This is a genomic window from Fulvivirga sp. (assembly GCF_040220315.1).
Lineage (GTDB): Bacteria > Bacteroidota > Bacteroidia > Cytophagales > Cyclobacteriaceae > Fulvivirga.
The window spans coordinates 1-23047 of the sequence record NZ_JAVJUY010000098.1 but is presented as its reverse complement, the minus strand read 5'-3'; the positions used below and the strand labels follow the sequence as shown (position 1 = coordinate 23047).

At 36.5% G+C, this 23047-nt stretch carries 22 protein-coding genes and 1 pseudogene; 15 read left to right on the top strand and 8 right to left on the bottom strand.

Going from position 1 to position 23047, the window contains the following annotated elements:
• Window positions 1-318: 318 nt before the first annotated feature.
• The 3 genes from RLO81_RS04440 to RLO81_RS04430 form a co-directional block, all read right to left on the bottom strand.
• Entirely contained in the window at window positions 319-2751 is a 2433-nt protein-coding gene (locus RLO81_RS04440; RefSeq protein WP_350107808.1) for a TonB-dependent receptor, read from the bottom strand.
• Between the two features lie 117 nt (window positions 2752-2868).
• Window positions 2869-5478 carry an ABC transporter permease gene (locus RLO81_RS04435; protein WP_350107805.1) on the bottom strand — a complete coding sequence of 870 codons (2610 nt, stop codon included), beginning with the start codon at window positions 5476-5478 and terminating at the stop codon, window positions 2869-2871.
• Entirely contained in the window at window positions 5478-5810 is a 333-nt protein-coding gene (locus RLO81_RS04430; RefSeq protein ID WP_350107802.1) for a PadR family transcriptional regulator, read from the bottom strand. Before RLO81_RS04430 ends, RLO81_RS04435 begins: the two co-directional genes overlap by 1 nt.
• Before the next feature lie 340 nt (window positions 5811-6150).
• Here RLO81_RS04430 and trxA point away from each other — a divergent pair, with 340 nt between their 5' ends.
• A complete protein-coding gene (gene trxA / locus RLO81_RS04425; protein WP_205721443.1) occupies window positions 6151-6474 on the top strand; it encodes a thioredoxin in 324 nt (107 codons plus the stop codon).
• Between the two features lie 64 nt (window positions 6475-6538).
• Here trxA and RLO81_RS04420 read toward each other — a convergent pair whose 3' ends face one another.
• Window positions 6539-6967, bottom strand: a complete 429-nt coding sequence (locus tag RLO81_RS04420; RefSeq protein WP_350107800.1) for an FKBP-type peptidyl-prolyl cis-trans isomerase — start codon at window positions 6965-6967, stop codon at window positions 6539-6541.
• A 224-nt stretch (window positions 6968-7191) separates the two neighbouring features.
• Here RLO81_RS04420 and RLO81_RS04415 point away from each other — a divergent pair, with 224 nt between their 5' ends.
• Genes RLO81_RS04415 through RLO81_RS04400 form a run of 4 tightly spaced genes read left to right on the top strand, consistent with a single transcriptional unit; the run spans window position 7192 to window position 9259 of the window.
• Window positions 7192-7893, top strand: a complete 702-nt coding sequence (locus RLO81_RS04415) for an RNA polymerase sigma factor (RefSeq protein WP_350107797.1) — start codon at window positions 7192-7194, stop codon at window positions 7891-7893.
• Window positions 7893-8129 carry a hypothetical protein gene (locus RLO81_RS04410; RefSeq protein WP_350107795.1) on the top strand — a complete coding sequence of 79 codons (237 nt, stop codon included), beginning with the start codon at window positions 7893-7895 and terminating at the stop codon, window positions 8127-8129. The genes RLO81_RS04415 and RLO81_RS04410 overlap by 1 nt, the downstream gene beginning before the upstream one ends.
• A gap of 7 nt (window positions 8130-8136) precedes the next feature.
• Window positions 8137-8652, top strand: coding sequence for a hypothetical protein (locus RLO81_RS04405; protein ID WP_350107793.1), 516 nt, complete (start codon window positions 8137-8139; stop codon window positions 8650-8652).
• Between the two features lie 4 nt (window positions 8653-8656).
• Window positions 8657-9259 (top strand): trimeric intracellular cation channel family protein, encoded by a 603-nt coding sequence (locus RLO81_RS04400; RefSeq protein ID WP_350107790.1) that lies wholly within the window; start codon window positions 8657-8659, stop codon window positions 9257-9259.
• Here the strand turns inward: RLO81_RS04400 and RLO81_RS04395 are convergent, their stop codons facing one another.
• Window positions 9260-9802, bottom strand: coding sequence for a thioredoxin family protein (locus RLO81_RS04395; RefSeq protein ID WP_350107787.1), 543 nt, complete (start codon window positions 9800-9802; stop codon window positions 9260-9262).
• Between the two features lie 50 nt (window positions 9803-9852).
• Window positions 9853-10767, bottom strand: a complete 915-nt coding sequence (gene miaA, locus RLO81_RS04390) for a tRNA (adenosine(37)-N6)-dimethylallyltransferase MiaA (RefSeq protein WP_350107784.1) — start codon at window positions 10765-10767, stop codon at window positions 9853-9855.
• 68 nt (window positions 10768-10835) lie between these two features.
• On the opposite strand from miaA, the gene RLO81_RS04385 reads away from it, so the two are divergent.
• The 5 genes from RLO81_RS04385 to RLO81_RS04365 are packed head-to-tail and all read left to right on the top strand — an operon-like array spanning window position 10836 to window position 16120.
• A complete protein-coding gene (locus tag RLO81_RS04385) occupies window positions 10836-13175 on the top strand; it encodes a hybrid sensor histidine kinase/response regulator (RefSeq protein WP_350107781.1) in 2340 nt (779 codons plus the stop codon).
• Window positions 13176-13188: 13 nt separating this feature from the next.
• The gene (locus RLO81_RS04380) at window positions 13189-13557 is read left to right on the top strand and encodes a response regulator (RefSeq protein ID WP_205721452.1); all 369 of its coding nucleotides are present in this window, start codon (window positions 13189-13191) and stop codon (window positions 13555-13557) included.
• On the top strand, window positions 13558-13833 hold the full coding sequence (locus RLO81_RS04375; RefSeq protein WP_350107778.1) for a hypothetical protein: 276 nt from the start codon (window positions 13558-13560) through the stop codon (window positions 13831-13833).
• The gene (locus RLO81_RS04370; RefSeq protein WP_350107775.1) at window positions 13830-14594 is read left to right on the top strand and encodes an MBL fold metallo-hydrolase; all 765 of its coding nucleotides are present in this window, start codon (window positions 13830-13832) and stop codon (window positions 14592-14594) included. The genes RLO81_RS04375 and RLO81_RS04370 overlap by 4 nt, the downstream gene beginning before the upstream one ends.
• Window positions 14594-16120, top strand: coding sequence for an NFACT RNA binding domain-containing protein (locus RLO81_RS04365; protein WP_350107772.1), 1527 nt, complete (start codon window positions 14594-14596; stop codon window positions 16118-16120). The genes RLO81_RS04370 and RLO81_RS04365 overlap by 1 nt, the downstream gene beginning before the upstream one ends.
• On the opposite strand, the gene pyk is transcribed toward RLO81_RS04365, so the two are convergent.
• A complete protein-coding gene (gene pyk / locus RLO81_RS04360; RefSeq protein WP_350107769.1) occupies window positions 16121-17551 on the bottom strand; it encodes a pyruvate kinase in 1431 nt (476 codons plus the stop codon).
• Between the two features lie 2 nt (window positions 17552-17553).
• The gene (locus RLO81_RS04355) at window positions 17554-17973 is read right to left on the bottom strand and encodes an IPExxxVDY family protein (protein WP_350107766.1); all 420 of its coding nucleotides are present in this window, start codon (window positions 17971-17973) and stop codon (window positions 17554-17556) included.
• Between the two features lie 150 nt (window positions 17974-18123).
• Between RLO81_RS04355 and RLO81_RS04350 the strand changes: the two are divergent.
• From RLO81_RS04350 to RLO81_RS04330, 5 genes and pseudogenes are all read left to right on the top strand, one after another.
• Window positions 18124-18360, top strand: a pseudogene (locus RLO81_RS04350) (acyl carrier protein).
• A 30-nt stretch (window positions 18361-18390) separates the two neighbouring features.
• A complete protein-coding gene (gene fabF / locus RLO81_RS04345; protein WP_350107763.1) occupies window positions 18391-19638 on the top strand; it encodes a beta-ketoacyl-ACP synthase II in 1248 nt (415 codons plus the stop codon).
• A complete protein-coding gene (rnc, locus tag RLO81_RS04340; RefSeq protein ID WP_350107760.1) occupies window positions 19638-20390 on the top strand; it encodes a ribonuclease III in 753 nt (250 codons plus the stop codon). The genes fabF and rnc overlap by 1 nt, the downstream gene beginning before the upstream one ends.
• The gene (nadE, locus tag RLO81_RS04335; RefSeq protein WP_350107757.1) at window positions 20387-22234 is read left to right on the top strand and encodes an NAD(+) synthase; all 1848 of its coding nucleotides are present in this window, start codon (window positions 20387-20389) and stop codon (window positions 22232-22234) included. The genes rnc and nadE overlap by 4 nt, the downstream gene beginning before the upstream one ends.
• Window positions 22235-22302: 68 nt before the next feature.
• The coding region (locus RLO81_RS04330) for a prolipoprotein diacylglyceryl transferase (protein ID WP_350107754.1) at window positions 22303-23047 on the top strand (745 nt) is incomplete at its 3' end.

Genomic DNA, 23047 nt, shown 5'->3' with positions numbered 1-23047 from the left:
AGGAAAACAAGCTCCTCACGCTCACCTATTGTTTGTCATTTCATGCGCAACTATATTTGTTGTACAAACGTACATAAAATTTATTAGTTGTGTTTTTGTACAATAAATAATGGAAGTAATTATGAGATTAAGTAACCATCTCTCAAAAGAGAGCCGTCCTGAGGGAACGAAGGATATTACTAAGGCTATGTTGATTTGACTACCTAGTAAGATTCTTCTTCGTCAAGAATGACATTTAAATTATAGATTACTATTACACCTTCAATATTTCTTCAGGATTTAATAAGCTGCTTTAATGGCATGATAGCTAATCAGATATTAAAACTCATCACCACCTTCATAATCGCCATCGCCTCTTCCTTCGCGCTGTTTTTTCTGATTTATGCGATAGCTAAATGACAGTCGTGTTTGGCGGTATCGCCACTGGAATTCACTTTCTTCTACTAAGGTTGGAGTTACAAGGTTACCCCTCCAAATGCGTGTATTGAAGACATCATTCACACTAAGAGTCAATGTACCCTTGCCTTTTAACACTTCCATATTCGCACCTAAATCCATTGTATAGAAGCTCTTGCGACTACCTTGCACTGTGTTTTCCGGTGCTCTGTAATTTCCACTCACCTGTACATTTACATCTCCCAACTTGATGCGTGTATTCAACCTGAAGTTCGCTGTAAGGGCTTCCCTTGATAATTCTTGTCCTTCGAAAGAACCATCTGTAGATGCCTGGTAGATATTGGCATTACCATTTACATTAAACCAACGAACCGGATCGTAACTAAAGTTAGCTTCGATACCAAAAGCATCTTCTGTTCCAATATTGTAAGGTGTAGATATCGTTGCCGGCTGGTTGGCAAAAATCCCTGCTACATCAATCCGCTCTATAGTACCCGTAGTATATCTATAATACCCACCAAAGTAAATAGAGGCCTTCTCCAGATTATTTAATAATCCAACTTCATAAGAGTCAGTGTAACTTGGATCTAAATCCGTGTTACCTCTTCTAATATTCCTTGGATCGGTAAACGATGAAAATGGGTTTAAATACCAAAACCTCGGCCTGCTCAGCCTGCGACTGTAGCTCGCTTGTAATGTTCTTATTTTACTCAATTTGTAGGACACAAAAGCACTTGGAAAGGCATTGAGATATTCTTTGGTATCCTCTAAATTACCTTCACGTTGAAACAAAGTAATGTAAGTCTGCTCCAACCTTAATCCTAATTGATAGCCCCATCTGTCCATTTTATTTTCAAATATGGCATAGGTGGCATGCACATCTTCCTCATAGATGAATTTATTACTAAGATTTAACCCTTCAAACACTTCTTCAATTGGAACAAAGTTTCCAAGCGAGTCGCGCTGCTCAACAATATAATCACTCGAAATTTCTCTGATAGTCCCACGATAGCCCGCTTCAAATTTTTTAGTTTTTGAGATCGGATAGACATAATCTATCTGCATCAATATATTTCTGTCGTTTTGAACATTTAATACTCGTTGGTATTCTTCTAATGGTCCATCAAGCAACAAATCGGCTTCACTAATTGAATTTTGTTCTGTTTCAGCATTATCTCGAAACTGAAATTGCGCATTTAATTCGTGCCCTTCTTCTTTAAATATTTTTTTGTAGGCTAAGTCATATTCGATATTGTCATCGTCTTCCTTTTCAAAATCTTCACGAAAAATATTACCGATTAATTGACCATTCACATTTCTATCGAAATATGTGATATCAGTTGTATTTTCTTCATCTGAGATACGTACTAATCCAGATGCCGTAAGAATATTGTTGTCGTTGAAATAAAAGTCCGTTCCAACCCGAATATTATGTGCCAGGCCCGTTCTAACCCGATCGTTATCAATAAATGTGGCAATTGTATCTTCACCATACGATATACGATCCGTAAAACCCCCTCCCGGGTTTTCTCTGTAACCTAATCCATAGCTACTAAAAAGATTGAACCTTCCTGTGCGATAATTCACGTTACCTGAAAACCCATAGTTGTACGGGTAGCCTGCATTGGCCGTGAATGATCCATTGAAGCCTCTTTTCTTATCTTTCTTTAATATGATATTTATAATCCCTGCTGAACCTTCAGCCTCGTATCTCGCAGATGGGTTGGTAACAACTTCAATACGCTCTATCAAATCTCCTTGCAATTGCCTCAACCCATCTTGATTATTCAGTCCTACTAATCCAGAAGGCTTTCCATCAACGAGAATACGCACATTGTTACTTCCTCTTAAACTCACATTTCCTTCTACATCTACTGCCACGCTAGGAATCTGTTCCAAAATTTCCGAAGCATTCGCCCCTATGTTGGCAAGGTTTTCACTTACGTTAAAAACACGCTTGTCCAGCTCCAACTGCATCTGATCTTTAGCGCTTGTAACTACCACCTCATCCAGTGTTTCCGTATCCGGGTTTAAAACGATCTTACCCAGATTAATTTTAGGATTGTTCCTTTCCAATTTTATGGAGATAAATCTGGTCGTGTAGGATATGAACTGCGCCTTTAAAAGATAATTACCAGGCTTAGGAGTAAGTCTGAAAAAACCGTTAACATCAGTAATTCCTCCATCTACTAAAGAACTATCTGCAGCATTTAGCAGGCTTACAGTAGAAAACTCAAGGCCGTCATTAGTGGAGCCATCTATTACTGTTCCTGTTATTTCAAAGTTAGAATTAGTCTGTGCACTCGTAGAAAAAGAAAGGACGCATAAAATCGTCAAAAAAATGAATTGCTTCATACAAATGTTTAACTGTTTAAGTCTGATAATGTTTGATTCTGCTCCAAACTAAATGTTTAAACATTAATCTAAGTAGTTAGATGACCAAACAGTTAAATACTTGCGCCAGAAAACTAATTATTCTTGTCGAAGGGTTTTTACCGGATTAACCAAAGCAGCCTTCCCTGATTGTATCGATAATGTAATACCAGCTATCATGAGCGTAATTAGTAATCCCATTACAAAGTAGATAGGCTCGATAGATATCTGATAGGCAAATGAATCGATCCATGCATCAGCAAAATAATAGACAATTGGCCAGGTAATAATGTTGGCAATAATTATAAATAGCGTAAATGATTTTGAAAGGGTATAAATCAATGACCCTACAGAAGCGCCAAGTACCTTTCTTATTCCTACTTCTTTCATTCGGTACTTACAAATGAGGGTGATCAAACCATACAGACCAACAATGGCTACTATTATTGTTACCCATGAAAAGAACTTGACCATGCCTGCAAACTGCATGTCATTTTTATACAGCGATTGTAAGTGATCATTGAGCATGATCAAATCAAACGGAACATCGGGCACAACCTCCTTCCAATCTTTTTCTATGGAAACGATTACATCATGCAGATTCCCTGCCTCTATACGCATGTAAATATTTCTAAGCCTTGTATGTGGATAAATCAAAACAAAGGGTTGTATTTCATCATGCAGCGAAGTAAAGTGAAAATTCTCCACTACTCCCATCACGCGTCCCTCACGCTGGCCGCTAACAGTAATTTGCTTGCCGATAGCTTCCTCTGGCGTCCATTCAAAAACTTTGGCAGCACTTTCATTGATGATTACACCATGTGCACTATCATAGGCATTGGTACTAGTAAATTCCTTTCCGGCAAGCACTTTTACACCAATAATTTTGAAAAAATCATCACCAATAGCATTAATGGCCATAGGCACAGACTCTTCAATACCTTCCACCGTTATTGGTCCACTGCCAGTATCTCCATCTAAACGACCACCTGCCATAGTAACCCCTGAAACATTAGGGTTTTGCATTAATTTGGTTTTAAGAGGCTCAAAATACCGCTGCAATACTTCACCAGGCATTTGTAAAACAGCCAGTTCATCTTTATCAAAACCCAAATCTTTATTGAGCATAAAATTTATTTGACCAGATATAATGAAGCTTCCGATAAGTAGAGCCGAAGTAATAGCAAATTGAATAGTTACTAATGTAGTTCTTAAAAGTGATCCTTTCTGGCCCGTTTTTAAGGAGCCCTTCAACACAGATGAAGGGTTGAATGAGGACATGACAAATGCCGGGTAAATGCCCGAAACCAGGCCGATAAATATGCCTAAAAGGATGAATATGATGGCTATTTCAATGAACAGATTTGTAGTTAAAATATACTCAACACCCAAATTAGCCTGTGCTTGTTCTAACAAATATGGAAGTATAAGTAAACTAACTGCCACTGAAAAAAGAGTTAGAATAAGAGGCTCAAGTAAATACCTCCACCAAAGTGCATTTCTTGATGAACCCAGAGCCTTTCTAACACCTGTCTCCAACGCTCGTGTTAACGACTTAGCTGTTGATATATTCGTAAAATTAAAGGCCGCTAAAACGAGCAGTAATATACCTACACATGAGAGGGCATAAACGTATGCATAATTTCCTTTTACATTTACTTCATCATATACATTGCTAAAGTAAATCTCACTAAGCGGTTGAAACTTGTAATCAAAATTATTAAGCCTTTCTTCTTCAAAATGAGTTTTTGCAAAATCCGGAATTTTAGCCTCAAGTGCTTTATAGTCTGTGCCTTCCTTCAATAAAACATACGTATGAAAAGAAATCCAGCCCCAATCATCTAGTGTAACAGGATAACCATATGGTACTTCAAACGCATCAAAGGGTCTGATGAAATCAAATGGAAAATGAGTATTAGAAGGCAAAGGTTCAAAAACCCCTGAAACAACCAGCAGTTCTTCACCAACTTCCAGATTTTTACCTATAGGGTCGTCATCACCGAAATATTTTTTTGCTACCTCTGACGTTAGAATAATGTTATTCTTTTTTTCGAGTGCACGATTAGGATTCCCTTTTGCCAGTGGGTAAGAAAATGCAGTTAATAGTGAGGGATCAGCATAAAAGATCTTATCCTCATAAAATGTATTGTCACCATAGGTTACAATTTGGTTTGGTGTATATCTGAAGCGCACAGCTTCTTCCACCTCTGGAAAAAATTCTTTAATGGCCGGGCCTAATGGCGGACCAACTGTTGGCAAAACCCTATCGCTGCGTGGGTTTTTAGTTTCATCATAATTGATTCTATAAATTCGATCGGCCTTTGTATGGAAAGTGTCAAAACTAAGTTGATAATCTACAATGGTGTAGATTACCATAGCACAAGCCAAGGCTACCACTAACCCGACCAGACTTAAGACCATGTTGGTTTTATCATTTTTAAATCCTCTCACCGCTACCTTCAAATAGTTTGCATTTATTCCCATGGTTCCTGATTTATTTTTAAAGATTTTTTTAATAGCAAAAGGCCTGAAAAAACGTAGCACTTCAATGGTATAAAACCATTTAGCCTTTACAGAACTGTGTTCAGCTTTGTTATAAAACTCCTCTTCCAGGTCGCCTTCAATCATTTCCAATAATTCTGGTTTACAGAACCATTGAAGAAATCGCTGTGGAAGACTTGGTGGGTTTATGTGCTTCAAGCTTGACATTAGCTATTATTTAAGGCTACCTTATTCATATCCGCCCAAAGTTGTTCTCGTAGTTCTTTTACTTCCTCCAGTGCCTTAGCACCATAAGCTGTGATAAAGAAATACTTTTTCCTCTTCCCTCCTCTTTTATTGGAGGCTTCGCCAAACTCACTTTCTAAAAAGCCTTTCTCTTCAAGCCTATGAAGGGAGGCATGTACAGCACTAAGCGTTACATTCCTTCCTGATCTAACAGAAATTTCATCCTTAATTGATACACCATACGCTTCTGGATGAAGCACACCAATTGCCAGCATGACTAATTCTTCAAATTCTCCGAGGTTTGTTCCTTTCATTTAATCGCAGTTTACATATTATTCGTAAATGTAGATAATAAGGTTACATTAAATTCAATTTTGTAGATAAAATTAAATTCAACAGTGTTAATACAAGGTAGCACAGCAGAATATATACTCAATTCTTAAAATGAAGTTCAATGGCATCATGAGAACTTAATTGATTACAAATCTACACAACAGAAAATCAGTTTATATAGCTAACTCGTTGATAGACATAACTATCTTCTATGAGACAATTGATATTAATTATATAGATTGTACTGGCATCAGAGAACCAAAATTGTATACATTTGCGTTTTGGCAGGTAAAAGAATTTTCAATTTATAAATAAAATATAATGAGCAAAGCAATTGAAATTACAGATTCAAATTTTGACGAAATCGTCAATAGCGATAAACCAGTATTAGTTGATTTTTGGGCTGAATGGTGCGGACCTTGTAAAATGATAGGACCAGTGGTTGAAGAATTAGCTGGAGAATATGATGGCAAAGCCGTTATCGGAAAAATGAATGTAGATGAGAACCCGAATATTCCTGTAAAATTCGGGATTAGAAGTATCCCTACTCTTCTTGTTTTCAAAGGCGGTGAAATCGTAGACAAGCAAGTTGGCGCTGTTCCAAAAGGTGTTCTTGCGCAAAAATTAGATGCGCAATTGGCGTAAAAAAATTAAGCAACAAAAAAGGCCCCTGCAGTGCAGAGGCCTTTTTTGTTGCTTTTAATTCTACTTATACTATTTCTACAAGTTCAATTTCAAATGTCAAATCTTTGCCAGCCAATGGATGATTTGCATCCAATTCAATATTCTCTTCGTCAATAGAAGTAACAACCACAGGAATGGCTTGCCCACTTGGTTGCTGCATACTTAGTTGTTGTCCAACAGAAGGGCTAAGATCAGGTGGTAACTGTGTTTTTGGTACAGAAACAATCATATCATCACTTCTTTCGCCATATGCTTGTTCTGATGGTATTTCTGCTGTTTTCTTATCACCTATTTTCATCCCATGCACTGCTTTGTCAAAACCTGCAATCATCATTCCCGCTCCCAATTCAAATTCAAGGGGCTCTCTTTCAACAGAAGAATCAAATACTGATCCATCGTTTAATTTACCTGTGTAATGTACTTTTACTTTGTCCCCTTTTTTTGCTTCAGACATAATTTTTACTTTTTGTTCTTTAAAATTCCTTGTTTTTCAAGGGTCGCAAAGTTAGCCATTAATGACCCAAATAAAAATTGAGATAAAATGTGTACCTTTTTATAAGTCTTGCATTATACAGGTACTTCATTTTTAAACAATGTTCGTGAGACATTGATAAAGGCGGTAATATCCGGCCACGGAAATGGACAGCCGCTGGTCGGATATTTTTAAATTCTAGTTCAATGATTGTTAGTAGTAAATACACATACTCAAATGCCCATATCTTCTATTGCTATGTCCATCATTTTTATTCATTAATACAATCATTCTATCTTAAGCATCTGCTATTTGCGCAATCATTGCCAAAAAGTGAATACCATTTGAGCAAAGAAGAAATAACTCAGGAACTTGAAATTATTCAGAAGTCTCAAAAAAACCCTGAACACTTTGCGCGCCTTTATATCAAATATTATGATCAAATCTTTCTATTCGTTAACAAACGTGTAGATAATCTGGATATCACCGCTGAAATAACTTCGCGGGTTTTTTTAAAGTGTATTAAAAATATAGGTCGGTTTAAATTTATTGGTGTTCCGTTCTCATCCTGGCTTTACAAAATTACTATTAATGAGGTGAATTTATTTTTCAGAAAAGAAGCACATTTTACCAGGTCTGTAAGCATAGAAAGTAGCCACCTAAACGAGTTGGTTAATGAAATAGATTATTCAGAACCTCGAATTGACCCGCACGTGCTGGTTCCTGTGCTTTTGGAGCAATTAAACGAAGATGATATACAGTTTATTGAACTAAGATTCTTTGAAAACCTTTCTTTTAAAGAAATTGGATACCTACTTGGAACGAGCGAAGTAAATGCAAAAGTGAAGACTTATCGCATTTTAAAGAAGTTAAGGAAGTTGTCAGAAAAAATTAAATACGAACACTAATGTCACGTATCAAAGTCAAAATAGACCATGAAACCCCTTCGCTAGATGTTATTCACAGCTATAGGGATTTTAACAGCCTTATGGATAATTATAGAAAATATTACAGCACATCTGGAATACGGCACATGTTTGTTCATGAAAAAAAGAAGCTGGTATATATCGTAATTATTATCATTTTTCTATTGTTGTTATTATTCGGTAATGATTCAGAGGCTACTATTCATACTATTATCTAATCTGCTAATGTTTTCAAATTTGTATGCTCAGGAGCTTACAATTTATGAAACTGAGGGTACCTTATCTGAAGATTTTATTACTGCTTTGTGTCATTATTCCAGAAATCCGCCAGCGGATTCTGAATCAGCCCCTACCCCACTCGAGCGTTTAATACTACGAGCTACTGGCACAGAGTTCAAATCAGAAGATCAGCCAATCAAATCATTAGCATGGCATAAGAAATTTGCCGAACAGTGTTACTGTACTGAAACAGTTGAATTTGAACAAGGTGATTTTCTGCGTCAGGTTGTTCAAAGCAATTTTAGGGAATTCGCAAACATTATAGGACCAAATAATCGCCTTTCTCTATACCTGGAATTTAAAGACCCGAATGACGGAATGAACATATTAGAGTATGTTAATCATAAACGAATAGCTATAGAAAAAAGGTATGATGATAAGCGCTTCGAATTCCAGCAAGATGAAGAATGGAGAAATATCATGTTCTTTTATTTTTTATTCTCAGAATTCAGCATTAATTAGCTGAGTGAATTTATTATACGCACTTGATTTAATTGGAACACTCGTTTTTGCCATAAGTGGGCTTCGGCTGGCAGCCAAAAAAGATATGGATATTTTTGGCGCTACAGTGATAGCCTGCGTTACTGCCGTTGGTGGCGGCACGGTTAGGGACCTACTACTCGGTGCTACACCAGTAGCATGGATTGTCAATATCCACTATCCTATTGCCATTATTTCAGCAGTACCAATAACCATTGTTTTCAAAAAATATATCATTAATATGAAAAGAACCATTTTCATTTTTGATAGCGTTGGTATTGCTTTGTTTACCATTAGCGGAATGGAAAAAGCATTGGAATATGGTTTAAATCCTGGATTGGCTATGGCTATGGGAATGGTTTCAGCTGTAGTGGGCGGAGTAATACGCGACTTATTATGCAATGAGATTCCTTTAATTTTCAGGAAGGAAATATACGCCACGGCATGCCTCACTGGCGCTCTTTTTTTCTTTATTCTTTCTGAGTTAGGTGTGAATACAGATTTAAACTACATACTAACAATTTCTGTGATTTTTACGATTAGAGTAGTTGCTATTAAATTCAACCTTTCTATGCCAAAAATGCGCTAATTATTCAGAAAATGGAGATTTATATTCCTCTTCAAATTTGGCCGCCTCTTCTTTGGATACGTAGCTATCCTCATTATAAAAAGAGATAATCTTATGGAATGGCTCGGGCTTTTGATAGCCTGCTGTAATGTTAATAATCTCCATCTTCTCATTTAAAATCACAAACTGTGGATAGCTTAACTTATTTTGTAAAAGAGCAGCAGCCAGTTGGTGATACCCCTTTCTTCCGCTAGGTACGAACTTGTAGGTTACTCCATTAAAAGTAATGTCTTCTGTTTGTTCTGCATCTAACTTTACTGGATGAAAATTTTCATTGAGGTATTTGGCAATTATTGGCTGACTAAAGGTGTTTTTATCCATTACTTTACACCAGCAGCACCAATCGGTATACACATCGACAAAAACTTTTTTCTTCTCTGTTTTTAACTTCTCAACTGCTTCTTCAAAAGAGAGCCATTGAACATCAACAGTGTCATCTGCTTTAAATGATGTTAAGCTTAGCCCTATGAAAACAATTATACCTGCTACTACTTTCTTATTCATGATACCTTAAAGATAATTACCTATAACCAAATAGACGAAAAAATAATTTCTTAGTTGTTGATTCTCGATTTCAAATATGATTTTATCCCATCAATATCATCAGGGTTAAACCATGCAACACCTTCTTCTTTTCTAAACCAGGTTAGCTGCCTTTTGGCGTATCTTCTTGTATTTCGCTTAATTAATTCAACGGCTGTAGCCAACTCATACTCACCATCTAAAAAAGCAAAAACCTCCTTGTAGCCTACTGTTTGTAACGCTTGCTTAGCACGATGGGTTTGTAATGAGCTTACCTCATCCAGTAACCCTTCCTCTATCATTTTATCTACCCTTACATTAATTCGCTCATACAACTTTTCTCGTTCCATATCCAACCCGATTTTTATGATTTCAAAAGGTCTTTCTGCCACATTCTGCTGCCTGTAATAGGTAATGGGATTACCAGTAGCGCGAAACACTTCTATCGCCCTTACCACTCTTTGAGGGTTGTCTTTATCAACAATATTATAATAATCAGGGTCAGATACCTTTAGCTCCTCCAAAAGTGGCTTCAACCCTTCTTTGTCAAGTGTATTTTTAATATCCTCGCGTATTCCTTCACTTATAACGGGCATGTCTGGTAATCCATCAGTCACAGCCTTTAAGTATAATCCAGACCCACCAGTCATAATAATGCATTGGTGGTGTTTAAATAACTCATTGCTGAGCTCTAATGCCCTTTTTTCAAATTCTCCCGCTGAAAATTCTTCTTCAATTGAATGGCTATCTATAAAATGATGTTTGATTTGTGTAAGTTCAGAAGATGTAGGTTTAGCTGTTCCGATAGACATTTCTTTGTAGAACTGCCTGGAATCAAAAGAAATTATTTCAGTCTTCAACCATCTGGCCAACTCAATTGAAAGTGCGGTTTTACCAATGGCAGTTGGTCCAAAAACACAAATTAAATACCTTAAATCTATGGGCATGAGCAAATAAGAATTTAAATTTCGATAATGTCAAAGGCATAATTTAGATTTGGGTAGATATTAGTTGGATGAATCATACTGAACAGGAACTAAAACAACAGATAAGAAAACTGGAGGAGGCTTTAATTGAAGAAAAACAGCGCACGGCCTTTTCTACTGCGATACTCGAAAGTGGTAATTTAATTGTATGGACTGTTGATATTGATGGCCAGCTAGTCTCTTTTAATCAAAATTACTTTCATTATTTCTTACCCGCCAATAAGTCTAGTAAGATATATTATGAAAGAAATGGTAAGCTAAGATCCTCAAATGCCGAGGCTTTTTGGAAGAAAAAATACAAACAAATTCTAAAAGGCGAGCGTGTTAATCTGGAAATACAAATAAAAACTGAGAAAGGAAATGAGTGGAAGGAAGTATTTCTCAATCCCGTATATGATAACGATATTGAAATTTTAGCTATCTCAGGTGTTGCCTATGATATTACGGAAAAAACCGAGTCTAGAAAAAAGCTAAAAAACAGCGAAGAAAAATTCAGAAATATCTTTGAGTCTTTTCAAGATTTATATTTCAGAACCAATTTCAAGGGGAATATAACAATGCTCAGTCCATCAGTGAAGGATATTTTGGGCTATGATGAAGAGAAGATGATTGGTAAAAACGCAACCAACTACTATATCTATAACATAAAAATCAAGTCACTTTTAAGAAATCTGGTTGCCAATGGTAGTGTTAGAAACTTTGAAACCGGAATAATTCATAAATCTGGTAAAGTAATACCTTGTATTTGTAACATCCGAATAATTACCCACAAAGGTAAACCCCATTATATAGAAGGAGTTGCGAGGGATATCACTGAATTAAAAAAGACTAATGAAGAGCTACAGTATTCCAAAGAGGTTGCCGAAAAATCTTTAAAAATTAAAGAACGGTTTCTGGCTAATATGAGTCATGAAATAAAAACTCCCCTTAATGGTATTATCGGTATGATCAACCTGATTGATGAGCAAAATCTGAATGATGAAAACCTTGACAGGTTTAAATCGCTTAAGAGTTCAGCCGATATATTAATGGGTGTGCTTAATGACCTTTTAGATCTTTCTAAAATTGAGGCTGGAAAAATGGAATTGAGAAATTCTGTGGTAAACACGCAAAAATTCTTCGGGAAGCTTAAAACCCTTTACCATTACGAAGCTGAGCGAAATGGAATAAATCTTAGTTTTAAGCTGGATACCCGAATTCCTGAGAACATATTGGCCGATGAGATTAAGCTGATGCAAATCTTTTCCAATCTCATTTCCAACGCCATCAAATTTACGTCAGAAAAAGGTTCAATAGATGTGAGCCTAGCTGTAATGAAAGTAAAAAAGAGCGGAGGACTAAAATTAATTGGTCAGGTTTCAGATAACGGAATTGGTATCGATGAATCAAACAGAAAGCACTTGTTCAAAAGCTTTTCCCAGCTTGATAGTTCTACAAGTAAATCCTACAAAGGCACTGGCCTGGGACTTTACATTTCGAAGAAACTTACCGAATTAATGGGTGGAGATATTGGTATAGAAAGTAATGAGCCAAAGGGATCTAACTTTTGGTTTACATTTGATTCGATCGAGATATCGGCTTCTGCTGATATTAGTGAGCTTACCGAGGACATTTCCCTTTCAGCACAATCAAATATACTTGTAGTTGATGATAACAGTGTGAATCTTCAAATAGCCTCAGAAATACTCAGAAAGTCAGGGTGTAAGGTAACCTCAATGAATAGCGGTAAAAAGGCAGTTAAGTCAGCGCAAGCCGAAAAGTTTGATTTGATTTTTATGGATATTCAAATGCCTGATCTGGATGGTGTGGAAACTTCAAGGAGAATAAGAAAAATTGATCTGAACAAGCACACGCCTATTATTGCGATGACGGCCTATTCCATGAAAGGTGATCGCGAAAAGTACCTTTCGTCAGGAATGGACGATTATATTTCCAAACCCATCTTACCAGAATCGCTGATTTATACAGTAAAAAAATGGATCGATGAGGATCCACCTACTGAAAGAAAATCAAAAAGGAAGCTGCTAAAATCCTCACTTAACACATTGGATTTTAACACCCTTGAAAATTTGATGAAATTTGGCGGCAAAGAAATGGTGAAAGAAACACTGAATGAATTTAACACAGAATGTAAATTTCAAATTGCAAGTTTGCAAGAGGCGTATGCGGGCAACAATTTTGAAGATATTTTGGTTATATTGCATACACTCAAAGGCAACGCTGGTACGCTAGGGGTGCAAAAAATAGCCTTTTGGGCAGAATTCATGGAGGAAGAAGTTAAAAAGAAAAATTATCATATTTTTGACAGTAACTTAAAGGAATTGCAAAATCTATATTCCGAATTTAAAATCGCAATCAAACAGTTCTAATTTTTATTTTGTAATGGCAAAGAAAATTTTATTAGCAGACGATAGCCCGGTAATACAAACATTATCCAAAAAAATATTTAACGGCCAGGGCTATGATTTGGTGGGTGTTAAAACTGGTGCTAAAGTGATGGGCGAAATTGAAAATAACGACTTCGATGTTATCGTGTTAGACATCATTTTACCCGAAGTAAGTGGTATGGATTTAGCAAAGAAAATAAGGCAGCTTTCTGACAAAAAGAAGGCCTCAACTCCAATAATTGCCATTTCAGGTAATTACAAAAACTACTCTAAAACAGATTTTGACGAGGTAGGGATCAATGACTATTTGATCAAACCTCTGGACTATGACGCCTTGGTAAAAGCCGTAAAAAAGTATGCATAAATGAGTGTAAAATACTCTAAGCATTTTTTAAATAAACTCGAAGATCTTCTCGCTGAAACAGACTATATTTTACGTTACGAAAGAGGAAACTTCAATTCAGGGTGGTGTATTCTTAAAGACACCAAAATTATAATTGTAAATAAGTATTTTGCTACTGATGGTAAAATAAACTGTTTGCTAGATATTCTTAAATCTATTGAAGTAGATAAGTCCAGGCTTAGCGAGAAGAACCAAAAACTTTATTACGAACTTGCTCAAACAAAATTAGAGCTTTGAAAATAACATTTCTTGGCACCGGTACTTCTCAAGGCGTCCCTGTTATTGGATGCGAATGTGATGTTTGCCAGTCTCTTGATTTTAGGAATAAAAGACTCAGAACATCCGTTCATATAGAAGTGAATAAAAAAAGCTTCGTGATAGATACCGGGCCAGACTTTAGGCAACAAATGCTGAGAGAAAAGATTAAAAGGTTGGATGCTGTAATCTTTACGCACGAACATAAAGACCATACTGCCGGCATGGATGATGTAAGGTCCTATAATTTTCTGCAAAATAAAGAAATGCCCATTTATGCTCATGAAAGAGTGTTAGACCAATTAAAAATGGAGTTTAGTTATGTTTTTAATCATAAAGCATATCCTGGTGTACCTCAAATAGGTACCAATGAAATTTCAAAAGATCAACCATTTCTTATTGAAGGTATTAAATTCATTCCAATTGAAGTTATGCACTATAAACTGCCTGTACTTGGGTTTAGGGTTAATGACTTCACCTACATTACTGACGCAAACTATATATCTGAAGAAGAGAAAAAGAAAATTAAAGGCTCTAAAATAGTGGTAATCAATGCACTTCAGAAAAAAAAGCATATTTCCCATTTCAATTTAGAAGAGGCAATAGAAATGGCAGATGAATTGGGTGCTAACACAACCTATTTTACACACATAAGTCATAAACTTGGTTTACATGGAGATATTGAGAAAGAGCTTCCCGAAAATGTTATCATTGCACATGATGGATTAACTATCAATCTTTAGTGCACAACAATTATTATTTTTTAAAACATCTCACAAATGCGCTTGCCAATAAACTGGTGGGAGGTGTAATCATTGAGCTTTTTTCACAGAATAAAGATGAATTGATAATCGAAATAACAAAAGATGATCATCCAATTTTCATCAAAGCTCATTTCACCCCTTCATTTTGTTGTGTATCATTCCCAGATGAGTTTCATAGGGCAAGAAAAAACAGCGTGAACTTATTTGGTGAGATTGAAAATGACATAATAAAGAAAGTTCAATTATATAAGAATGAACGTGCATTTAACCTAACCTTACAATCAGGGTTTGTCCTGATTTTTAAACTACATGGTAACCGCTCCAACATTCTATTAGCTCAAAATAATAAAGTAGAAAAGCTCTTTATAAATAGACTTGAGAACGATTATAACATTATTCCAGATAAGCTTCATCGAGAAATTGATCAAAGTTATAGCCGGTTTAAGGAATTAAATGGTAATTATAAATCGCTGTTTCCAACGTTTAACAAAAGCCTACAGCAGTATTATGAAAGATCAATTGCCTATTTAAATAACATAGACGATCAATGGAACAAATTGCAAGAGTTATTACAGGAGTTAGAGCAGCCTGGTTTTTATGTGACTATTCACGAGCTTTCACTCATTCCACTAGAGAACGGCAAAAAATTTACAGATGCAATAGAAGCATTAAATCACTTCTTCTGCACATACGTCTCAACTTATCATTTTAACAAAACAAAAGCTCAGGAGATAAACAAGCGGTTGACATTATTAAAAAAGTCAGAATCATACATTAAAAAAACTCAAGGCAAGCTTATAGAGATCCGAAACAATGCCAGCTACAGAGTATTTGGAGATTTGATTATGGCAAATTTGCATACGTTAAAAGAAGGACAATCAGAAGTTGAATTGACTGATTTCTATACCGGACAGCCCGTTAAAATCAAGTTAAAAAGAACGTTAACACCGCAAAAAAATGCTGAGTTGTACTATCGAAAAGCAAAGAATCAGGATGTTGAAATTAGAACACTAGAAAAAAACATTCAGCAAAAAGAACAGCAGGCACTCAATTTAGAGCTTGAAATTGAAGAAGTAAAAAAAGCCAATGATTTTAAAGAACTTAAAAACTTCATAACAACAAGTATGCCTATCAAAGAATCAAAGGTAAACCTGCCATACACAGAGTTTAGCTGGATAGGCTTCAAAATTTGGGTTGGAAAGAATGCCCAATCGAATGATAAATTAATTCAACTAGGTTTTAAAGATGATTTATGGCTTCACGCGAAGGATGTTTCAGGTTCACATGTGCTAATAAAACATCAAGCTGGTAAAAATATACCTACTGAAGTAAAAGAAAAAGCAGCGCAGTTAGCCGCCTATTTTTCTAAACGTAAGACAGATTCTCTCTGCCCGGTGATTCTAACGCCAAGAAAGTATGTTAGAAAACGAAAAGGCGACCCACCAGGAGCAGTTGTAGTAGATAAAGAATTAGAAGTGATCCTGGTTGAACCGCTAAAATGGTGATTATTCTACCACATTGAGTTTTACAGTATTTGTTCTACCTCTTGCATGAATTGGCATACTTGCGGTGGTAATAAATACATCACCTTTGGAAATATGTCCTTTTTCCTTCAATATCTCTTCAATATCTGCGAAAGTGTCATCGGTAGAGACTTCTTTATCATAGTAGTAGCCTCTTACACCCCAAATCAGATTCATGGTATTTAAGAGTGGTCTGTTGCTTGTAAAAATAAAAATATTTGCTTTTGGCCTGTGGGATGCCAATTTAAAAGCTGTGTAACCCGAAGCTGTCATGCCTACAATGGCTTTGGCCTGGGATGCCTTTGCCAGGCGTGCCGAAGCTAAAACCAATGTATTATTTAAGAAAAGGTCATCGTCTTCATCCGGCAATCCGTGCTTAAAATAAAGGTCTGCCTGAGCTTCTACGCTGGTTATTGTTTTTACCATACTTTTAATTACCTCTACCGGGTACAATCCTGCAGCAGTTTCAGCAGAAAGCATAAGCGCATCAGCACCATCCATCACAGCATTGGCAACATCGTTGGTTTCTGCTCTTGTTGGGCGCGGGTTTTCAATCATACTTTCCATCATCTGTGTAGCAATAATCACCGGTTTTGCAGCTCTATTACACATTTGTACAATTCGTTTTTGTGCCATAGGAACTTCTTCCATATATATTTCTACACCCAAATCGCCACGTGCCACCATTATTGCATCTGTTGCTTCCACAATAGCTTCAATATTTTTTATAGCTTCGGGCTTTTCTATTTTTGCTATAATTCTGCACGACTTACCTGCCTTTTTAATTCTTTTTCTCAGGTCCAAGATATCTTTCTCAGATCTTACAAACGAAAGTGCTATCCAATCTACTTCTTGCGAAATACCAAACGCTAAATCTTTAAGATCCTTCTCTGTTAATGCAGGTGCCGACACTTTAGTGAAAGGTAAATTAATGCCCTTTCTTGATTTAAGTTTACCTCCAAATACCACCTCTGTTACTACATCTTCACCCGATTTCTCAATGACCTTTAATTCAATTTTACCGTCATCTATCAGGATCATATCCCCGATAGCAACATCACTTACCAGGTTTTGATAAACCGTACTAACCTTCGAAGCATTGCCAACCATTTCCTTGTTGGTAATAGTTAATTTTTGCCCCTTTTTAATCTTAGTGCCTTTCTCTACTTCCCCTACCCTTATCTTCGGTCCTTGTAAGTCTTGCAGCAGGCAAATGCATGTATCTAATTCCTCATTAAGTTCGCGAACGTATTTTATCACTTTTGCATGATCTTCATGAGTGCCATGAGAAAAGTTGAGCCTGAATATATCAACCCCTGCTTCAATTAATTTTTTTAGCTTGTCTTTTGTATTAGAAGCCGGCCCTACCGTTGCTATTACTTTTGTCTTGTTAAAAAGTATTTCCTCTCTCATAATTAATGCAAAAAGTTGTCCCTAGATTTAAGTTTGTCCATTGAAATCCCGGCAATATATTCAATGTATTTCACATCACGCAATTGTTTTAGCACTTCTTCTGACGCAAACGTTTGAAAACACCCAATAATTTTTAGCACATAATCGAAGTGCGGCATTTCCGGTAATATTAGCTGACTTTCATTTTCAGGTGATTTGTTCTTATAAAGATAGATTTCACAACTCTCATCCTCATGTTTGGCATTTAATATCACCATCTCTTTGCCCGCCTTATCATGGGCCACATGATCGTCAATCTTTACCAGATGAGTATGCAAACCTTTGTTAAGCGACCAACATAGTTTATGAAACTTAGCTGACGATGTTATTCCCAACAACTCAAAGTCATATTCAAAATCTACAATTAGCTTCGTCTTCTTCATAGTATCAATTATCCCAAAATTAGAGTGAAGTTTTAAGTTTTTTTAACTATTCTTGGCTAAATAATGAAGGGCAATAACTTTCAAAAAATTGTTTGACATTAAACCATTAATGTATTTCTTTGCAGATATTTTAACTAAATCATTAAACACATGTCTGAAATAGCACAAAAAGTTAAATCAATCATCATCGATAAGTTAGGAGTTGAAGAATCAGAGGTTACTCCTGAAGCAAGCTTCACTAACGATCTTGGAGCGGATTCATTGGATACAGTAGAACTTATCATGGAGTTTTAAAAGGAATTTAACATTTCCATCCCTGATGATCAGGCTGAGAACATTGCCACTGTAGGACAAGCAATTTCTTACTTAGAAGAAAACGTAAAATAATTTAAATATAAGCCTCACTCAACTTATTCTATGAGAAGAGTAGTAGTTACAGGAATTGGTGCACTTACGCCCATTGGAAGCAATACCAATGATTATTGGAATGGTTTGAAAAATGGGGTAAGTGGTGCTGCTCCTATCACAAGATTTGATGCCGAAAAATTTAGGACGAAGTTTGCCTGCGAGGTAAAAAACTTCAACGCTGAAGATCATTTCGACAGAAAGGAAGCCCGAAAAATGGACCCTTTCACTCAATATGCCCTTGTGGTGGCTGAAGAGGCTATGCAAGACTCTAAACTTGATCTAGAATCAATAGATCATGATAGGGCCGGTGTAATTTGGGGATCGGGAATTGGTGGTTTAATGACCTTCCAGGAGGAAGTAAAGAGTTATGCAAATAACGACAATACTCCCAGGTTTAATCCATTCTTTATACCAAAGATGATTGCCGATATAAGTGCCGGATACATATCTATCAAATATGCATTCAGGGGGCCTAATTTTGTGACGGTTTCTGCATGTGCTTCTGCTACCAATGCACTGATAGACGCTATGAACTATATCCGCTTAGGACACATGGACATAGCTATATCTGGCGGCAGTGAGGCGGCTGTTACTGAAGCAGGAATAGGTGGCTTTAATGCTATGAAAGCACTTTCTGAGCGAAATGATTCACCAGAAACTGCCTCAAGACCATTCGATAAAGACCGAGATGGCTTTGTATTAGGTGAAGGTGCTGCTGCTCTTATTTTAGAGGAGTATGAACATGCCAAAGCAAGAGGAGCCAAAATTTACGCAGAACTTATCGGTGGTGGAATGTCGGCTGATGCTTATCATATTACCGCACCACATCCTGAAGGATTAGGAGCAACTAATGTGATGAAGAATGCACTAGCCGATGCTAAAATCAAACCTGAAGATGTTGATTACATAAATGTTCACGGCACATCTACACCATTAGGAGATGTAAGTGAGACATTGGCAATCAAACGAATTTTTGGTGACCACGCTTATAAACTGAATATAAGCTCTACAAAATCAATGACTGGTCACCTACTAGGTGCCGCAGGTGCTATTGAAGCTGTGGCGTGTATAAAAGCGATGGAAAACAGTCTTGTGCCTCCAACGATCAACCACTTTACTGATGATGACAACCTAGACAACAAACTGAACCTTACTTTTAACAAAGCTCAGGCCAGAGACATCAAAGTTGCACTAAGTAATACGTTTGGTTTTGGTGGTCATAACACTTCTATTATTTTCCGTAAACTGGAAGACTAGTGTATCGTGCTGCAAAGCGCTTTTTAAATACATTTAAGAGAAAATCTACTACAGATAAAAGGCTTATTACCGCAATAGAAACTATTGTAGGTAGTAAGCCTTTAAATTTAAATCTTTACAGGCTAGCCACACTTCATTCTTCCATTGCAAATATTAATGATCGTGGCCATAAAGAATCCAATGAGCGTTTGGAGTACCTAGGTGATGCCATTCTTGGAGCTGCCATTGCAGATTTTCTTTTTAAAAAATACCCTTTTAAAGATGAAGGTTTCTTAACAGAGATACGTTCGAGGATTGTCAATCGAGAGTCATTAAATACCTTAGGCAAGAGAATTGGATTAGACAGTATAATACAATACGATAAAAACCATTCAAGCAAACTTTCTCATAAGTCACTTTATGGTGATACGTTAGAAGCATTAGTGGGAGCAGTATACCTCGATCGTGGATTCAGTTATTGTAAATCATTTATTATAGAAAAACTGATTATCCCTTACTATGATTTACAGAATATAGTTGATTCTGACGTTAATTTTAAAAGTAAATTAATCGAGTGGGCCCAAAAGGAGAACCATTCTATTGAATTTGAAATTATACATGTAAAAACAGAAGGTAGGCACAAAGAATTTACGGCTGAAATAGCTATAAATGAACAAAAGCAAGGTCAAGGCTATGGTTTTAGCAAGAAAAAGGCTGAGCAAGATGCAGCAAGAAAAACACTACAGCTGCTAGGTTTAATAGAGAAGGAATGAGAATAGGCACAGCTACAGTTAATCAGACACCCTTAGACTGGAGGGGTAACACGCAAAATATAATTTCAGCTATCCGAGAAGCAAAGCAGAATAAGCTTGAATTGCTCTGTTTACCTGAATTATGTATTACCGGCTATGGTTGTGAAGATTTATTTTTAAGTGATTGGCTATACGAAAAAGCTCTTTATGAACTTTTTAAGATTATTCCTGAATGTACTGGCCTGTTAGTGGCCATCGGGCTGCCTATTAAATTTGAAAGTAGAAATTATAATTGTGCCTGCCTCATTAATGATGGCAAAATTGAGGGCTTTTATGCTAAACAAAATATGGCACTCGATGGAGTGCACTACGAGCCAAGGTGGTTTATTCCCTGGGAAGTAGGAAAAATTTCAAAACTGTTACTAAACGGTTCCGAATATCCTATTGGTGATATAACCTATGATTATAAAGAGTGGAAAATTGGTTTTGAAATCTGTGAGGACGCCTGGAGAGAAGATCGACCTGCTTGCAGATTAGTTGAGCGGGGGGTTAACATGATACTCAATCCAAGCGCCAGCCATTTTGCTTTTGGTAAGACTGAAGACAGGCAAAGGCTTGTAATGAACAGCTCTAAGGAATTTAAATGCACGTATGTATATGCTAACCTTTTAGGCAATGAAGCCGGAAGAATGATTTACGATGGCGAAATGATGATCGCCCAATATGGAAGTATCGTGAAACGCAATGCATTGCTTTCATTTAAAAAAACTAACCTTATTTTTTCAGATATTAAACCAGAGAAAGGTCATTTCCCTGATAGTAGCCTCTCCAAATCAGATAAAAATGAAGAGTTTGTTCAGGCATCATCGCTTGCCCTGTTTGATTACCTAAGAAAAAGTAAAAGTAAAGGATTCACTCTTTCATTAAGTGGTGGTGCAGATTCTTCTACTATTGCCCTCCTAGTTTCAGAAATGGTGAGGCGAGGAATTGATGAGCTAGGAATAGAAGAATTTAAAAGAAAGTTAGGGCTGGAATTAAATATTACTGCAACGTCCAACCACACTATTGTAAAAGAAATTTGTAGCCAATTGCTGAGTTGTGCATATCAGGGCACCAAAAACTCCAGCTCCGACACCTTTAATTCAGCAAAAGAATTGGCTGAAGAAATAGGTGCGTGTTTTTATCACTGGACGATTGATGAAGAAGTAAATTCTTATACTTCAAAAATTGAAAAAGCCTTGGGTAGAAAATTAAATTGGGAAACCGATGATATTGCACTACAAAATATTCAGGCTCGATCTCGTTCACCAATAATTTGGATGATGGCCAATATTAAGAACAACCTATTGCTCACCACTTCGAACAGAAGCGAAGGGGACGTAGGCTATACAACCATGGATGGTGACACCAGTGGCAGCATTTCACCCATTGCAGCGGTGGATAAGTTTTTTATTATTCAGTGGTTGCAATGGGCAGAAAAACATTTAGGCTATAAATCTTTGAGGTATGTGAATTCATTGGCGCCTTCAGCAGAACTGAGACCTTTGGAACATTCACAAACAGATGAGGCGGATCTTATGCCTTATCATATCATAGTAGAAATAGAAAAATTGGCCATCCGTAACCATCAATCGCCAATGGAAGTGTACAACAATCTAAGAGTCAGAAAACTTGAGCCAGAAGTACTATTAAAAGAACATATTTCGAAATTTTATAGACTATGGAGCAGAAATCAATGGAAGAGGGAAAGAATTGCCCCCTCTTTTCATTTAGATGATTTTAATGTAGATCCAAGAACATGGTGTCGCTTTCCAATTCTTTCTAAAGGGTTTGAAGAAGAATTAAAGGAACTTGCCGTTATTTAATTGAAAATTAATGAGCAATTAACTGCTACTTTTAAAGCATAAAAGTAAGAACTGTTTACTTTTGCGCCATGTCAATTTTAAGCTACCTTATCTGGAATGTTGATCCAGAATTTTTCACCATTCCAATTATTGATAGACCTGTCAGATGGTATGGGTTACTCTTTGCGCTTGGCTTTTTAGTAAGTCAACAAATCATGTTTTACCTGTATCGCAAAGAAGGTAAGCCTGAAAAAGATGTAGAGACATTAACCATTTACATGATTATTGCAACAGTTTTAGGTGCCAGGTTAGGTCATGTATTATTCTACGAGCCTGATAAATACCTGGCGAACCCAATTGATATATTAAAAGTTTGGGAAGGTGGTTTGGCGAGTCATGGTGCTGCTTTTGGAATTTTATTTGCCCTTTGGCTCTATACTAAGTATGACATCAAAGTTAAATTCTTCTGGATAATTAAGGGGCTATTAGGTGTTCCTACTTCTATGAGCGCCAAAAAAGTTAACCGCCCGGGGCAAAACTATCTTCAGGTTGTAGATCGTATTGTGATTGTGGTTGCATTAACGGGTTGCCTTATTAGAATGGGAAATTTCATGAATTCCGAAATATATGGTTTGCCTACCAAATCGAATTTCGGGGTTTTATTTGCTAAAAATGTAGAGCAGGTTTTTATTTCAGATTCGAGTCCTATCGAGGAGCTAAGCATCACAAAAAAAGAAAATAAGCCTTTAACAGAAGAAGGTTTAGCTCCCGTTAATGTACATCTAGAATTTAAAGATCAGCCGGAAATTCTTAATGAGGAAAGTTTAAAAAGAT

What these genes read in the sequence shown, in the direction of transcription:
- RLO81_RS04440 (WP_350107808.1), bottom strand. Translation starts at nt 2,751, where the DNA reads ATGAAGCAATTCATTTTTTTGACGATTTTATGCGTCCTTTCTTTTTCT.
- RLO81_RS04435 (WP_350107805.1), bottom strand. Translation starts at nt 5,478, where the DNA reads ATGTCAAGCTTGAAGCACATAAACCCACCAAGTCTTCCACAGCGATTT.
- RLO81_RS04430 (WP_350107802.1), bottom strand. Translation starts at nt 5,810, where the DNA reads ATGAAAGGAACAAACCTCGGAGAATTTGAAGAATTAGTCATGCTGGCA.
- trxA (WP_205721443.1), top strand. Translation starts at nt 6,151, where the DNA reads ATGAGCAAAGCAATTGAAATTACAGATTCAAATTTTGACGAAATCGTC.
- RLO81_RS04420 (WP_350107800.1), bottom strand. Translation starts at nt 6,967, where the DNA reads ATGTCTGAAGCAAAAAAAGGGGACAAAGTAAAAGTACATTACACAGGT.
- RLO81_RS04415 (WP_350107797.1), top strand. Translation starts at nt 7,192, where the DNA reads ATGATTGTTAGTAGTAAATACACATACTCAAATGCCCATATCTTCTAT.
- RLO81_RS04410 (WP_350107795.1), top strand. Translation starts at nt 7,893, where the DNA reads ATGTCACGTATCAAAGTCAAAATAGACCATGAAACCCCTTCGCTAGAT.
- RLO81_RS04405 (WP_350107793.1), top strand. Translation starts at nt 8,137, where the DNA reads ATGTTTTCAAATTTGTATGCTCAGGAGCTTACAATTTATGAAACTGAG.
- RLO81_RS04395 (WP_350107787.1), bottom strand. Translation starts at nt 9,802, where the DNA reads ATGAATAAGAAAGTAGTAGCAGGTATAATTGTTTTCATAGGGCTAAGC.
- miaA (WP_350107784.1), bottom strand. Translation starts at nt 10,767, where the DNA reads ATGCCCATAGATTTAAGGTATTTAATTTGTGTTTTTGGACCAACTGCC.
- RLO81_RS04385 (WP_350107781.1), top strand. Translation starts at nt 10,836, where the DNA reads ATGAATCATACTGAACAGGAACTAAAACAACAGATAAGAAAACTGGAG.
- RLO81_RS04380 (WP_205721452.1), top strand. Translation starts at nt 13,189, where the DNA reads ATGGCAAAGAAAATTTTATTAGCAGACGATAGCCCGGTAATACAAACA.
- RLO81_RS04375 (WP_350107778.1), top strand. Translation starts at nt 13,558, where the DNA reads ATGAGTGTAAAATACTCTAAGCATTTTTTAAATAAACTCGAAGATCTT.
- pyk (WP_350107769.1), bottom strand. Translation starts at nt 17,551, where the DNA reads ATGAGAGAGGAAATACTTTTTAACAAGACAAAAGTAATAGCAACGGTA.
- RLO81_RS04355 (WP_350107766.1), bottom strand. Translation starts at nt 17,973, where the DNA reads ATGAAGAAGACGAAGCTAATTGTAGATTTTGAATATGACTTTGAGTTG.
- fabF (WP_350107763.1), top strand. Translation starts at nt 18,391, where the DNA reads ATGAGAAGAGTAGTAGTTACAGGAATTGGTGCACTTACGCCCATTGGA.
- nadE (WP_350107757.1), top strand. Translation starts at nt 20,387, where the DNA reads ATGAGAATAGGCACAGCTACAGTTAATCAGACACCCTTAGACTGGAGG.